Annotated in this window: 14 protein-coding genes; 4 read left to right on the forward strand and 10 right to left on the reverse strand. The window is 37.9% G+C overall.

All coding sequences use genetic code 11. The features are described 5' to 3' along the window. Positions 1-160 precede the first annotated feature (160 nt). A complete protein-coding gene (locus B3600_RS11480; protein ID WP_286753063.1) occupies positions 161-373 on the reverse strand; it encodes a DUF1016 N-terminal domain-containing protein in 213 nt (70 codons plus the stop codon). 418 nt (positions 374-791) lie between these two features. Further along, positions 792-1,238 (reverse strand): nuclear transport factor 2 family protein, encoded by a 447-nt coding sequence (locus tag B3600_RS11485; RefSeq protein ID WP_286753064.1) that lies wholly within the window; start codon positions 1,236-1,238, stop codon positions 792-794. Positions 1,239-1,498: 260 nt separating this feature from the next. Here B3600_RS11485 and B3600_RS11490 point away from each other — a divergent pair, with 260 nt between their 5' ends. Together B3600_RS11490 and B3600_RS11495 are read left to right on the forward strand one after the other, a co-directional pair. Continuing rightward, entirely contained in the window at positions 1,499-2,455 is a 957-nt protein-coding gene (locus tag B3600_RS11490) for a hypothetical protein (protein WP_286753065.1), read from the forward strand. Between the two features lie 21 nt (positions 2,456-2,476). Beyond that, positions 2,477-3,508: a hypothetical protein gene (locus B3600_RS11495; RefSeq protein ID WP_286753066.1), complete on the forward strand. Its 1,032-nt coding sequence runs from the start codon at positions 2,477-2,479 to the stop codon at positions 3,506-3,508. 145 nt (positions 3,509-3,653) lie between these two features. On the opposite strand, the gene B3600_RS11500 is transcribed toward B3600_RS11495, so the two are convergent. The 4 genes from B3600_RS11500 to B3600_RS11515 form a co-directional block, all read right to left on the reverse strand. Next, positions 3,654-4,100: a nuclear transport factor 2 family protein gene (locus B3600_RS11500; protein ID WP_286753067.1), complete on the reverse strand. Its 447-nt coding sequence runs from the start codon at positions 4,098-4,100 to the stop codon at positions 3,654-3,656. Positions 4,101-4,380: 280 nt separating this feature from the next. Then, positions 4,381-4,800: a hypothetical protein gene (locus tag B3600_RS11505; RefSeq protein WP_286753068.1), complete on the reverse strand. Its 420-nt coding sequence runs from the start codon at positions 4,798-4,800 to the stop codon at positions 4,381-4,383. A gap of 10 nt (positions 4,801-4,810) precedes the next feature. Further along, positions 4,811-5,860 (reverse strand): type I restriction endonuclease, encoded by a 1,050-nt coding sequence (locus B3600_RS11510; RefSeq protein WP_286753069.1) that lies wholly within the window; start codon positions 5,858-5,860, stop codon positions 4,811-4,813. Positions 5,861-5,889: 29 nt separating this feature from the next. Continuing rightward, positions 5,890-6,504 (reverse strand): PH domain-containing protein, encoded by a 615-nt coding sequence (locus B3600_RS11515; RefSeq protein WP_286753070.1) that lies wholly within the window; start codon positions 6,502-6,504, stop codon positions 5,890-5,892. Positions 6,505-6,874: 370 nt separating this feature from the next. Here B3600_RS11515 and B3600_RS11520 point away from each other — a divergent pair, with 370 nt between their 5' ends. Next, entirely contained in the window at positions 6,875-7,444 is a 570-nt protein-coding gene (locus tag B3600_RS11520) for a thermonuclease family protein (RefSeq protein ID WP_286753071.1), read from the forward strand. Continuing rightward, the gene (locus B3600_RS25580) at positions 7,441-7,758 is read left to right on the forward strand and encodes a DUF6804 family protein (RefSeq protein WP_376749825.1); all 318 of its coding nucleotides are present in this window, start codon (positions 7,441-7,443) and stop codon (positions 7,756-7,758) included. Before B3600_RS11520 ends, B3600_RS25580 begins: the two co-directional genes overlap by 4 nt. A 31-nt stretch (positions 7,759-7,789) precedes the next feature. Here B3600_RS25580 and B3600_RS11525 read toward each other — a convergent pair whose 3' ends face one another. Genes B3600_RS11525 through B3600_RS11540 form a run of 4 tightly spaced genes read right to left on the reverse strand, consistent with a single transcriptional unit; the run spans position 7,790 to position 14,366 of the window. Beyond that, positions 7,790-8,479 (reverse strand): flagellar motor protein MotB, encoded by a 690-nt coding sequence (locus B3600_RS11525; RefSeq protein WP_286753072.1) that lies wholly within the window; start codon positions 8,477-8,479, stop codon positions 7,790-7,792. Positions 8,480-8,482: 3 nt separating this feature from the next. Then, on the reverse strand, positions 8,483-10,111 hold the full coding sequence (locus tag B3600_RS11530; RefSeq protein ID WP_286753073.1) for a hypothetical protein: 1,629 nt from the start codon (positions 10,109-10,111) through the stop codon (positions 8,483-8,485). A 6-nt stretch (positions 10,112-10,117) separates the two neighbouring features. After that, positions 10,118-10,978, reverse strand: a complete 861-nt coding sequence (locus tag B3600_RS11535; protein WP_286753074.1) for a hypothetical protein — start codon at positions 10,976-10,978, stop codon at positions 10,118-10,120. Continuing rightward, positions 10,965-14,366: a hypothetical protein gene (locus B3600_RS11540; RefSeq protein ID WP_286753075.1), complete on the reverse strand. Its 3,402-nt coding sequence runs from the start codon at positions 14,364-14,366 to the stop codon at positions 10,965-10,967. Before B3600_RS11540 ends, B3600_RS11535 begins: the two co-directional genes overlap by 14 nt. Positions 14,367-14,370 lie beyond the last annotated feature (4 nt).

A 14,370-nucleotide genomic window follows, 5' to 3' on the forward strand; every position in this document is an offset into this window, starting at 1 on the left:
TCTACAAGTCCAAATGATTGAAATTGCCTATCAACAATATAAAGTATTAATCTATACCGATCACCAATATATAGTTGAGTCGCCGATAATCTCAGACGCTACAAACGGGTATTTGCCCAGCTATGTTTCGTTACGCACTGCGTAACGGATTGGAAATTCTCTACGCGCTGCGTAGAGGATTGGTCGAAGTCGGGGAAGGTCTGGTAAAAATGCCGCATTCCGTAAATTGGCTTCTGAAAAAACCTTTTCCTAATGCATCTGACAAATACTTAGAAAGGCCTGATACTACAAAATCACCATAGCTTGCACGGCTATTGCCTTGCTGTTCTTGCTCCACAATACGCTTACCGATCTGCCAATAGGTGTGCATCATAATAGTAATAGGTCTTCTAATAATTTTACTAATAAAATTGATCTTGACTTTTCGATTAAAAGCAATTTCCAAGCATTTAAGAAGGTTTTTGGGGATTCTATTTACAGGCTCTTCTAATAAAATCGCCTATTCTTTCTACTTATCTTACTCCTAACTTTTCGATTGAAAAATGGGTTTCAAGTAATTAAAAAAACATTTATGCTTGATCTTTCTCCTAATTCTTCTCCTAATCATTTATTTTCCCTACTTAATTATGCTAATTGAGTAGTACTAGCTACAGTTATCCTCGAGGCACTTCGCTATTTTAAATAAAACATAAAAAAGCCACGTCTCACGACCTGGCTTCTAAACTAAACTTAAACATATGATTCACTAGTGGTTTGCCTTCTTTTAATGGAAAACCACTAGTTATTGGATACTATTTATACGAATTGATCGATTTGGATACTTTCCAGTCATTGCCCACACGCTCCAAGGTAACTAAATCTGTTTTGGTGAAGTTTTCAAATTTCAAGGTTACTTTAGCCACCATATAGTCAGCTGATTCTTCTAAGATGTCGGTGCTTACTGTACAGTTTAGCTTTTCGCCTTTTTGTTTTTTCAAGGATTTAACCACTTCGCTACGGCTGTTAGACTGCGCATTGGAAGCTTGGATCTTTTGATTAAAATCTTCTGCAAATAACTGCTCTACTCCTGCTGATTCTCCCTCCGTAGTTACTGCAACATAGTGCTCTAAAGCGAAGTCTGCGGTAGAAAGGTTAATGTTAGCTTTTGTTGCTTTTGCTCCAGGTCCTTCAGCTGCCATAGCGAAAGTTGATACTGCGATTAAAGCTGCTGCTGTGAATGTTTTTACTAGCGTTTTCATAATGTCTTTTTTTATAGTGTTAGTTCTGTTGTTCTTATTTGTTGACTCAAAACTACTACACAATAGGCCCCTAGCCTATCGGCTTTAGATTAACGATAAGGAAAACTCGGTGAATGGCAGGAATGGAACGGCGAGGAAAGTGAAATTATTTTTATTATCTTTTAACAACAATTAAAAAACGCGAATCGCCAAGGCCGATGTTGTCAATGATTTTAGCGAAACGGAGAAAAAAAAGTTATTAACTATAGAGAAGGAAAAAGATGGAACAACATCTAATTAAACTATTCAGATTATTACTTTTATTGTCATTTATATTTGTCAACGTCAGTTTATTTAGCCGACCAAAATATTTTGTTATGCCGGATAAGCCGGAGAACTATTCAATTGATCAGTATAAGTTATCAACAGAAAAACTATACGGTATAGAGAAGAATGTAGAGTTATTTACACTCACATTCCATAACGGACCAGACCCAATAAGTAAAGATAAAATTAATGCCAACACTCAGCTTAATATAATACTTATTGCTGTCCTCCCCGATTTGTCAGGGAGCGCAGATTGGAAAGAAATTAATCTCGATACTATTAAAGACGACATTATTACTACTTCGGTATTAAATAGATTATTCCGAATAAATACGCTTTCAGGTTTAGATGACCCTTATGGTCCAAAAACTAAATATTTTGACGAATATCAAATTATCCGGAAAATTGGCAAAAAATACTTTGCCTCTAAACATTGTTTAATTCAATTTTTTGCCGTCAGAAATAGACCTTCCATTTTTCAGCATGTGTTTGGGACAATAAATATTGAGCAAGAACCGCTCAAGATTACAGAAATGGAAACTATTTTTAAAAAGAAATACCCCGGCACTAACTTTCCACCATATACGATTGGCGACACACCTTATTCCTACAGTAGCGCTATTGATTATTTAAGAGATCGGAAAGAATACTTGTCAAAAACCATAAAGTTCCAAAATAACGAAATTGGTTACCAGTTTTGGACCTATACCAACTGGCATACGCATGATCATGAGCTGGAGGTAGATAGAGGTATAGACAGATTTGTATACGTTCCTGGAAAAGGGATCGTGGGCGGTTCATTTGATTTCTATTTTTATTTTTATCGTAAGAAATTGCCCATAAAGTATAGCGACTTTCTGAATAATGTGAAAGAGGAAAAAGTGATGATTGCGCCAGAATTTAAAGTTTAATGATCGCTCATCACATTAAAAATGCTATTCACCCAATCCGGTTCATTAAATGATTTTAGCGAAGCGGTGAAAACGAAGTTATTAAACATAGCGAAGGAAAAGATGGAACAACATGTAATTAAACGGTTCAGATTATGGCTTTTGATGCCACTATTAATTGTTTCGCTCAACTTATCTGCTAAAGTGAAATATATCTTATTACCTGATCAGCCACAGGGCTGTATATTAGATAATTACAAATTATCGACAGATAACTTGTATGGTGTCAAGAAGAGCGTTGAGCTATTTTCACTGACGATCATCGATGGTATAGCTATAGATCGAAATAAATTGGGCCATCACAAAGACCTTAATCTAATTCTTATTGCCGTTCTTCCAGATTTGGAAGGGAACCGGGATTGGACTGAAATTCAACTGGATAGTATCAAAAATGATACGATACCCCACCAATACCTTAAAAGGCTATTAAGAGCCAATACATATGCTGATTTTGATAAAACATACGGTGCAAAAACTAAATATTTCGACGAATATCAAATTATCCGGAAAATTGGCAACAAATACTATTCGTCCAAACATTGTCTAATACAATTTTTTGCGATAAGAAATAGGCCTTCCATTTTTCAGAATATGTTTGGAACAATAAATATTGAGCAAGAGCCTATTAAAATTACTGAAATGGAAGCTATTTTTAAAAAGAGATATCCGCATGAAGAATTTCCTGCTTACACTATCGGCAATACCCCTTACGACTATCCTACTTTCGATTATCTAAGAGACCGAAGAGAATATTTATCTAAGGTCGTCAAGTTTAAAAATGGTGCGATGGGTTATCAATTTTGGACTTACACAGACTGGCATACGCATGACCATGAGCTGGAGGTAGATAGAGGTATTGACAGATTTATATACGTACCAGGAAATGGGATCGTGGGCGGTTCATTTGACTTCTATTTTTATTTTTATCGTAAAAAATTACCTATAAAATACAGCGATTTCCTGAATAACGTAAAAGAGGAAAAAGTGATGATTGCGCCAGAATTTAAAGTTTGATGATCGGCAATCAACGAGTTACGCACATTGCATGACAAAACAAGAAAGCCAGATCTCACGACCTGGCTTCTAAACTAAATTTAAACATTTGATTCACTAGTGGTCTGCTACCGATCTGACCGAGCAGACAACTAGTTTTTAAATACTATTTATACGAATTGATTGATTTAGATACTTTCCAGTCATTGCCCGCACGCTCCAAAGTAACTAAATCAGTCTTGGTGAAGTTCTCAAATTTCAACGTGACTTTAGCAACCATATAGTCTGCTGATTCTTCTAAGATGTCTGTGCTTACTGTACAGTTCAGCTTCTCTCCTTTTTGTTTTTTAAAAGCTTTAACGACTTCGCTACGGTTGTGAGACTGTGCATTCGAAGATTGGATTTTTTGATTAAAATCTCCGGCGAATAATTGTTCTACACCTGTTGATTCGCCCTCCGTAGTTACCGCCACATAGTGTTCTAAAGCAAAGTCTGCTGTGGAAAGGTTAACGTTTGCTTTTGTTGATTTTGCTCCAGGTCCTTCAGCTGCCATAGCGAAAGTGGATACTGCAATTAAAGCTGCTGCTGCGAATGTTTTTACTAGCGTTTTCATAATGTCTTTATTTTATTGTGTTAGTTTTTATTTCTTATTTGTTGACTCAAAACTACGACACAACACGCTCCTAGCCTATCGGCTTTAGACTAACGATAAGGAAAACTCGGTGAATAGCGGGAATGAGGAGGTGAAAAATTATACTATTTAGATTTGGAGAACTAAAATTTTAATCAATTTTGCCAACAAATTTTTCTTCAATTGCAAATAATAATACTGCACATTTAAAAATCCCAATCTAAGATAATCTAAAATTGGGATTTTAACAAAAGAGCACTCTTTACCTCCTTCTTCCCGAGCTTCGGGTATGAGGCCTCACATAGGTACCATTCTTTCGATAGTAGCCTTTGACATGAACACTTCCACCACTTGATGTCGATGAACTCGGTGTATAGCGACTTGATCCAGATGAATAGGAATTGCCATTTACAACTGCCTTCGAAGAGTCAGAAACCGGTACATAGGAATAGGCCAAATGCGCAGTCCAACCTTTATATTTTTTCCATTTTATCTTTGAGTAACTGCGTGGACCATCGGTATAATAGATCTTTGTTCCTTTTGGGATTACGGTATAGACTGTACTTGTGGTATCTTTCTTATGGTAGATCGGTGTATCTTCTTTGAGATACACCGAGTAATAATTTGTCGTACAGGAAATAAATAGGAACAGAAGCGGAAATAGATAATAGAGTCTTTTCATAATATACTAATTAATAGTTGATAACCGTTTCAACAATCTGTTCTGAATATCGGTAGATATCGTCTAAGGAGTCTAGATCATATTTGGCCTCCTTTTTGTCTTTGTCAAACAATCCGATGCGTAAGCGATTGGGCGTAAAATAGAATCGACAGATCGGTTTGCGATTATTATCATCTAGTAAGATGCCGCAGTAGGATTGATTATCACGCATAAATACACGTCCCACTTCTATATCCTTCCGTAAGATGGATTTAATGATCAAGTATCCCTCGATCTCTTCCTCGGTAGTAACAATCAAGGCATCGGGTTCTGTCGGTGCAATTGCAGCATTCTTTTCTTCGACTTCGGTTTCTTTTTTAAGTGCGCTTTTTAGTCTTTCGGCGATCTGGTCATTGACAATTTGTGTAAACACGCGCTTTACCAATGGCGTAAACTGTTCCAAAACCTTTGCTGTAACAACACTTGGATAGGCTTGCTTCGCAAAAAAACGAACGAAATCATCGCTAGGGTTTTGCATTTCGCCCATTGCTAAAATCGTCAATTCGTTAAAATATTTTAATTCGCTAGCAACACTCGATATGCTTTCGAGATCAAATTCGGTCTTATGAAATTTACGCAATTCGGATACTTCATTATCCTTGATGTCCATGATCTTGAACTCGAAAAATGGCTTTTCATCCATCTTATTTGGTGTCACGAGATCAGTATAAAAACGATACTCTACGCCATTGGTCAACAATCCAAACTTTGCTTCGGTCGTATGGAAATAACGGAACAGTTGTGAATTGTGTGGATCAAGCCCGTCCGCATAATGTTTGCATTCGATTAAGATAACAGGTTTGTCTTCACGCAATATCGCATAATCAACTTTCTCTCCTTTTTTGATGCCAATATCGGCTATAAACTCTGGTTGTACCTCAAACGGGTCAAACACATCGTATCCCAATATCTTCAAAAATGGCATCACTAAGGATGTCTTCGTTGCTTCTTCTGTTTTGATTTGTGGTAAAAGTCTGTCAACTCGTTTTGCGAATTGACGAATCTCATCTTTAAAATCCATAATTATATTTGTCTTTTTATTATTTTACGCTACATTCTGGCTAATACCTGGTCTTTTTTAACATCATACTCTTCCTGACTGATCAATGAAGCATCAACCATGCGTTTCAATTTGGAGAGTGTCTCCATTGGATCTTCTATTGGTGTTTGAGAAACCGGGGAACTTACAGGTTGACTAACTGGAGTATTGATAACTATACCGCCCCCGGCTAACGCTCGCTTATCTTCAAGATCACGTTGTCTACGTTCATCCTTCTTCATTTCTTCCATTTCCTGGGCAAAACGATAAAGTTTGCGCGCCTGAGCCTTAGGAATATCTTCCATCTTATCCATCCGACCATTGATTGTCTTGATCGTAATATCTGCAGCAAATACCCCTTCACGGAGATGTACATCTGCTACCTGTATCCAGGAGTAATCTGCAAATTCTAGCGTAAAACCAAAAGACTTTGGACGGATCAAGATGATACGACGGTCGGTAAGTACGATGCAATCCGGGGAAAAATTTATGCCAATGGTTTTCTTCTGGACAGCAATATATTTGATTTCTTCGTTGGCCGTACAAAACTCCCTTACTTTAGGCAATACTTTTTCAATGACTTTAGGATCCTGTTCTTCTGAAATTAATTCTTGTAATGAAATCATGATAAATAGGTTAAAAATATCTTTTCGAAAAACTTACCCTACTTTTCCTGAGAAGTGTATTGCTTTCCGATTCTTCAAAAGTAGCTACTCACTACGAGGGCTTTTTACGGGAAACCATAAATCCACGAAAAAGTAAATCCTAATTTTGAGCCATATAATTGATCCTATTATTCACCTTTAAATAATTAAAACATGTATGATCCATGCGCATGGTGCAACAAAGAAATTAAGTCTGGAAAAGAAAAAAAGAGTTATAAAGGAAAAGGTTTCGCTATGAAGGTACTCACGTTTATGTTCGGTAAATCTTATTGCTCTGAACGATGCCGTAATTCGGCAGAAAAAAGAAAAAGAAGGTAAATAAAAAAGTTCTATGAAAAATACTTATCGAAAATGGAGCTTTGTATTCTGCTCTCTTCTCCTGATATCATCACCCCTGGTCGGCTGCCAGTCCAAATCAGAAGATTACAAACAGAAAATGTTAGGGTTCTCATCCGGTGGAATCACGGACAATAAAAGTTTTCCAAGTAGCATATACCGAGTTACAAAAGTATCGGATGGGGATACCTTTTGGTGCAAAGATGATAGGGAGCAACGAATTAAAATACGGCTAATCGGAATAGATGCGCCGGAACCCCGCAATTACTTTCGCAAAAAAGAACAGGCTTTTGGTAAGGAAGCTTCGAAATATGCCACAGATCTACTGTTGCATAAAACCATCAATCTGGAATTTGATGTAGATTCATTGGACCAATACGGGAGAACCCTGGCTTATGCTTATCTAACAGATGGTACATTTATCAATGAAAAAATCGTCAAAGATGGCTATGCCGTCCTGATGACGATTGCCCCCAATGTAAAATATGAACAGCGCTTTCAGGAGGCTCAACATTATGCACGGGAAAAAGGTCTGGGACTCTGGTCTAAAAATATCACTGAATGAATCTGAAATCACTAAAAATTGCCTTGATTTGCGGCCTCATATTGGCCCTCTTACCATTACCATATGGTTACTTTACCATTCTTCGCATATTTGGTTGCTTGGTTTTTATCCTACAGCTTATCAATATCCCAAAAACCAAGCGACATTCCCGGAACAGTGAATTTGTAATCTGCATCGTACTGATTATTTTATTTCAACCCATCCTTCGGTTACCATTGGGAAGATTAATCTGGAACATCGTTGATGTCGCTACGGCAATTTGGCTATTGCTCAATTTAAATCGACGGACGAGAAAGACTAAAAAAATAGCTTAAGTGTTTACTTAAGCTATTTTTTTGGATTTTTTTAGAGGTTTCGATTGGATATTTTTGGTACGATCTGAATAATAAAGCGTTGGTTATTATCCTCATTAGCTTGATCCCGCCCTACTCCGCCCCAACCATTTCCGGACAACTGGAGATCAATCAACTCGCCATAAGCTTTTTCCTCAAAATCTATTCCCTGGGTTTTCCAGAATTTAGACAGTGCATAGGCCCGATTATAGCTCAGCTCATACTCTTTTTTCCGTCCCAGGGGCGAAGTATCCGCATTGTACAATTTGGAGGCGTAACCGGAAATTATAACAAGGTAAGATACCTTCTCTCCATCGACACGGTTCTGCTCCTTTGCGGATTTGACGACCGCATCAAGTACTTCCTTAAGCTTTTTACCGGCATCAATGACTTTCGCGCGCGTGACCGCGTAGTTTTCCAGATTGCCCTCCTGAATCTCGAAAGCAGAGGGCTTGAATTTAACTTCAAAATTGAGCAGGAATCGCTTGTACTTATCCTCATAACGAAATGAACTGTTATTTTTCAACGGCATTAGTGAATCCTCGACTTCTTTGTATACCTGTAACTGTTCATCTTGGGCAATAATTGTGTTGCGGTTGTTTACGTAGGTTACAACAAATAGAACCAATACAATAAAAAACAAGCTCGTCATCAGATCGGAAAAACTGACCCAGAAAATATTGTTTCCTTCTTTTTTTGCCATGACCTATTTTTTTCCGAAAATGCGTTTAAAAATACTCTCGTTGCTTTTCTCGACTTCTTCTTTCAATTTACTGAGCACATTCGATATGGTATTCAACTTGTTTATCTCATCCCGCCGGTCCGTTGCATCCGAAACTTTAGCATTAACTTCTTTCAGCGTTTTTTCGATGGTACTGATCTGTTCCTTATTGATCTTCACTTCGGCCCCCAATTGGCTCACGGTATTGATGTGGTTGATCTGTCCGGAAAGCATCTCATTCTGGTGCTGATCAAAACCATATTTGATCTCAGGCAAGACGGTCAGATTTTCAAGCAGGTCCAATTTATCGAACTTGGTCACGTTTTCAGTATAGGCCTTTTCCAGGAGATCATGCTGCTCAGTAATCAGATTGGTTAGTCCCTCCCGTTTCATGATCACATGATTTTCAAAAACCTTGAGTGTCTCGTCCAGGTTATCGTCCACACGGAGGATCATCTCTTTATATCTTGAAGACATATCGTCCAGACTTGAAAACTGCTGTTTCAAAAATGAAATAATTGTATTGGTGTCGTCTACCCGAGCATCTATTTTCTTGGCTATGCTATCAAAATTATTGGCGCGATCGAGCAACTTTGATATGCTATCACTCAAAGCTCGCGTTTCAGTGAGACGGCTATTGAGGCTTTCAATGAAAATATTGAATTTATCAAATCCATTTGTGGCCTTTTCTAAACGTAATAAGACGTTGGCATTCATCTGCACAAAGTCATTGGCATTCAATTGTTCCAATCTACCCAATACAGTATCCTGAACTTTTAAGGTATCGTAGTTTTTCTGAAATAAATGGTTCAGGGTATTGATATTCGCCGTAAACTCCAGGTTGAATGCATTCATGGTATTCGTCAATTTGGTGATGGATGAACCAAAGTCCTGACTTACCACGGGCAGCAAGTCCGTCTGTACGAAATTGTAAAATTCATTTTTATTCTGCTCCACTGCCCGCTTTGATTTCTTAAAAGAATTTAATCCGATAAAAGAAGTAATAAATAATCCCAGAAAACTGGAAATCATGGCAATACACACTGCTAGAAGGAAATCATTCAGATCAAGTTGTTTGACCAAACCTGAAGTCGCTGACTCATCCGTGTTCCAAAGCTTGACAAGCATCGTAAATAATCCGAAGATAATCCCGACGATGGTCGCCATCAGCCCCAGATAAAGAGGCTTATTAATAGTTTCTTTAATCTCATCTTCTTCCACATTTACATTGCGTTCCACCAGATCTTTGACAATATTAAAATCAGCTATACCGCCATTATTTTTTAGAAGATAGATATTTAGCGACTCAATAATTTTGTCAAAGTAGGTGCCCGACGTTGTGCTTGGATTGATGAGCGTAACCTGTACCGAACCTTTTTGGGGTATCGAATCGGTCTGTTCATCGTTTTTTATTGTTTCGAAAATTTCTACGACCCGGCCTTCTTGTAAAAGTGTTTTGGAAACCGTAATGCTTTCGGTCTTAAAATAAGCCTTGGATGGAATAAAGCGTCCAAACCGGAGGATAGATCCGCGAAGCTGTGTTCCTGTCTTCAGTTGCTGTGAAATAAAATAACCAACAACCGCTAATTCTAAAATAATATGTATCCAGTCCATCTGTTATTAACTATATCTGATCTTTATTTTTTCTACTACTTGCAACTTGTCTTCCACAAGTTGAAGTCTGCCGAGTTTAGATTCCTGTGTAAAGGATTTTGCTCCAGGAAAATAATTATTCAGGGACTCACAGAAGCCATCTACGTAGCTGTCACGATGCTGTATTGAGGTGGCAATTGCGTCCAAATTAGTCTCATCCAGACGAAAATAATACTCGTTTTCCCTTTTTGAAATTATATAAGGTGTACGCCGGTCTCTTCTACTGACTGACCGCAGGTCTTGAAAGGCGCCACCTGTTAAACAATCCGCAACAAATTCCTGTTGTTGTGGGACAGAAAGTGTGATGGGTTCTGATGGGATCTCGCCATCTCGCGTATCGGTTCGTTCTATAATCGGATTGATGACCCCGATATCTTTATCGTTATTTTTAGCGGTAGAACTTATTTGCGCTGGTTTCGACAGGAGAATTCCATCAACTTTTCTAGCTAGGGTTTCAAACTTTTCGGTCAGCTCCTGAACTTGTTTTTTGAGTATATTGTTATCGTCATTACTATAACGAGGAAGACTTGATGAGACTTGCGGTCTAAGTTGCTGTTGGTTATCGTTTCTCGGTTGCTTTTGAAAGGAATCAATTCTACGCTCCAATTCAATAACTACCCTATTTCGGCTATTCGTTTGAATCATCATAAATATTAAAACCAACAAAACCGTGATCGCCAATCCAATAACAACGTACTGCAATACTTTGTCAGACATCAATGAGGATTGACTGGTCACATCGACCTGTTGAGAAATCGCGAAACTTGGCTTGATTACCAATAATAGCCCTATCAGTATTAAACTTTTATATATTTTACCAATTTTCATCTTCATGTAGTTTATTTAACATTTCACCTAACATTCCGCGCACAATGTAGCAACACAAATTATCTGAGACCATGTCTGTTGCTGAAATCTGCTTGGTTCGTTGTGCCATTCCTGCTTCTAAAAACTCGATCGCAATCTTCTTGTCCATAAGCGTATCTTCAAACTTTCGTTTGAGATCATAGTCAATACCGAAATCATTCTTGTAGTTAATGCCCGGCAACTGAAGGAATAGCGAGACAAATTCCGTGTAAGCCTCATATGCACTTTCATTAAATTGACTTTTTAGCTCCTCATAACTTAATGGATTGTCAATGGAAATAATAGTTCCCTCTTTATCTCCAAGATAACTCCGGAACTTTTCATCCAGACTATTCATGGAAAGTTCCGTCAGCACCTCCTCTCCTTCTTCCAGTACATTGATTGCCCCTTTGGAAGTCAATTCTTTTGGATTATCTGGCACCAATACTTTTACACGAATTTTGTCGGAAGAATCTTTCAATTCATACACCGCATTAATAATCGCCGCCGCATAGTTGACAATACTTTCTTTTGTACTTGATTTATCTATAATGGATAAAAATTTTGATCCCGTACCGGAAAAGGTCAGATAGCTGGGAGCAGGTATACCTGCAATTTTCATCGCTTTAACGCTGTTATAAATAATTGCAGCAAGATAAAACAGAAATACAGCCCGCTCATTGGCGTGCATCGCTAGGAATGCATTGAAACTTTTGTTATTTACATCCTGTAACTCCTTTTTCTTGTCAAGAGAAAAATAATAAGCAATAATGTCTTCGATTTTACCTTCCTGCTCAATTGTTGTTTCGATCTCCTGTAGATTATGATATCCCTTTACACTCGATAATCCCGAAAAGAACTTTGTTCCGAGCTTATAAAATCCATTGGATCTCAAATCTGTTGTATAACCCGCCGAATAGAGATAATTAGCCCCAAAAAGTACGGAAGAAATATTGATTACTTTACGGTTCTGATAGACAACACTATCAATCGTTCCGCCACCGATATCCAGTGATAAAATAGTATTGGAGGTACCCAATATCTTACCTGTACTTGCGATGGAATAGAATGGAGCAATAGATTCAGAAAGTTTTATCGTTTCGATCCCCTGTCCAAAATGAATGGCAACAAGTTCCTCAATCAATCCGGCAATTAAGTTTATTTTGTACTGGCCATAACTTAACGGATAGGTCCAGGTAAACCTTGTTTTGGATAAATCACCCCGCTCGACCAATACTTTGGTTTTACACATAACGACAAGCTGTTCCAAAAAACAACGCATCCACGCCTCTCCCTCTATATTTTCAATACCATTTACCCATTTGAGATTGGTTCTCGGTTTCACATTATTAAAGGTGGGCAGTCCCGTTTTTTCATAAGTAAATCCAATATTATAATCCAAGATGGGTTGAAAATTAGCCGGATTAAAATTGTTATAGTCAAATAATACGGTCCGAATCGGGAAATTATAATTCGACTCACTCGAGATATTTTCAGCTATAAATTCCAAATCCTTGTGATTCTGGATCTCATTTAAACTACTAATGTTTGTATTAAGTTTATTAAATGATGTTGCGAAACCATTTTTATCAAATGGTAGATCCAATGCGGATGGTATACTCTTGTTCACTGAGTACTCCACATGCGTATTGGATGTTCCAAAATCGAGCGCAAAAGTGAATGCTCCACCAATATGTCGTTCATTGCGCCATAAAGGAATCAGATAGTTGCTGCTGGGGCTTTCCTCTTCCTTAAAATTTATGGCATTAAAGTCTGATTTACATCTAAAATAATAGGTATTATAGAATGATCCATTACGACTGTCACGTTTTGCTTTCATGCTGCGAGCTACCGCTGCTTGATCATCAAAAGCGAGCTGAAAGGTATGGCTATAATCATTTAATCCTTCGTCAATCACCTGTACATAGTAATTGGGGTTTACACTGGACCTTTGAATAGGAAATAACTGAAAATATTTGGCACAGCGGATAATCTTTCCTTTTTGAGGATTTATATCCGTAGTTTCGTATTTTTTCTCCAGTTCGACCACATGGCGACCTCCGTCAATTGGGATTCGCAACTTTACATTGACTGAACTCTTCTTTTTAATGATCTCAATTATTTTTTTCCCGGAGAAGCTACGCTTAATCAGATCTTCCTCGCTGAAATAAGTAAAAAATGTCTTCTTTAAGGGAAGAAGATAGCCAATACCTTGCTGATCGGACTCATTTGTAAAATTTCCATCAAAAAAAGCATCTTTATTAATCTCATAAGGTGTTTCATAAATGTCCTGTTCCAAAAAATCATCTACAGTCAAATAAGGGTATTTCACATCTTTTCCGGGTAGGATTCGTACATCCAACATTTGGTCTGCTGGATGAGAAACCTTGGTATTGACATCCCATTTGACACCCTGGTACAAATAATCCAGCATCCCTAAATTGCCGTTGGTCGCGAGTACCATGGGAGGAAGTCCCGACACTGTTTTAGAAGCATGGATTAAAAACTGTGATTCTCGACCGATACGCTCCTGAATGTTTTTTACACTTTTAGTCCGAAACGGTACATTAAATACTTCAACTACATAATCATTTCCATCAATCGTGGTCTTATTTTCCAAAAATTGAACATCCAGCGCATTTATTGCAGTCATAAAAGCCTTATCCTGTTCCATCTTCTCTTTGACATTACGTTTGACGTAATCATAAAAAGTTGGCATATATTTGCTCAAGGACGGATTTTCTTTGAAAGAAGCCATCAAATAGAAAATAAAATCTTCATCTCTATTTTTGAGTGACGCCGGTTCAGTGAATAGTTTACGGTCATGCAAAGTGACCTGTGCAAACCCCAGATCATTGGCAGATGTGAACACCATTGTCTTAGGGGATGTCGCGCCGATAATCTTATGATTGAAATAAAAAATATAGATGCGATGCAGCTTATCGAAATTGAATGCTTCATCATCTTGCTTAAGAAATAGGTCCAAAGTACGGCCAAGCAATTGGTGACGTGAATAGCTGGATTCAGTCAATTTAGCTAAGTCACGCTGTTTGTCCCACACCTTGATTGTCAACTCTCCGTTGATAGAATCCTTGTTATAAAGTAGCTCAAGCAGATCAAGACAATCGCTTACCAATTTATGGTTATTCGTATAGCCATCAAGCCTATTGTTCGCGTCGTTAAAGTAACGGAAAGCAGTATTGAATAAATCTAGACGAGCAAATGGGGAAGGTATCGAAGTGGGCAATATCGAACTTTGATCTCCGTCGGGACTTATGATCTTTTCGATAATAACACTGCTGTAGTCGGTGCTGCGAGCTTGCCAATGCGTCATTGGCATATCGTCAAAAAGTCTAAAAACTTTTGCCATGTTG

Source organism: Sphingobacterium sp. UBA2480 (genome assembly GCF_002341965.1).
Lineage (GTDB): Bacteria > Bacteroidota > Bacteroidia > Sphingobacteriales > Sphingobacteriaceae > Sphingobacterium > Sphingobacterium multivorum.